We start from the raw sequence: 427 nt of genomic DNA on the forward strand, positions 1-427 counted from the left end.
CTCTTCGTTGTCGACGTCGACCTCGACGGGCATTAGCTCGCTGTCGACGGGCCTGAGCTCGACCAATAGCACGGTGTTGTCGCTGTCGACCTCGACATCGACAGGCCTGTCGTCGGCGAATAGCTCGATCACCTCGCTGTCGACCTCGACGTCGACGGGGCTGTCGTCGTCTAATAGCTCGATCTCTTCGTTGTCCACGTCGACCTCGACGGGCACTAGCTCGCTATCGACCGGCCTGAGCTCGACGAACAGTTCGATCACGTCGCTGTCGACCTCGGCCTCGACGGGCTTGTCGTCGGCGACTAGCTCGATCTCTGCGTTGTCCACGTCGACCTCGACAGGCATTAGCTCGCTGTCGACGGGCCTGAGCTCGACCAATAGCACGGTGTCGTCGCTGTCGACCTCGACCTCGACGGGGCTGTCGTCG

At 62.3% G+C, this 427-nt stretch carries 1 protein-coding gene; it reads right to left on the bottom strand.

Translation table 11 applies throughout. From position 1 onward, the window contains the following. Positions 1-327, bottom strand: a 327-nt coding sequence (locus GQ57_RS43530) for a hypothetical protein (protein WP_235215209.1), incomplete at its 3' end; no start/stop codon positions are given. Between the last annotated feature and the right edge of the window lie 100 nt (positions 328-427).

Origin of the sequence: Burkholderia sp. MSh2 (assembly GCF_000731655.1) — a bacterium.
GTDB classification, from domain to species: Bacteria; Pseudomonadota; Gammaproteobacteria; order Burkholderiales; family Burkholderiaceae; genus Burkholderia; species Burkholderia paludis.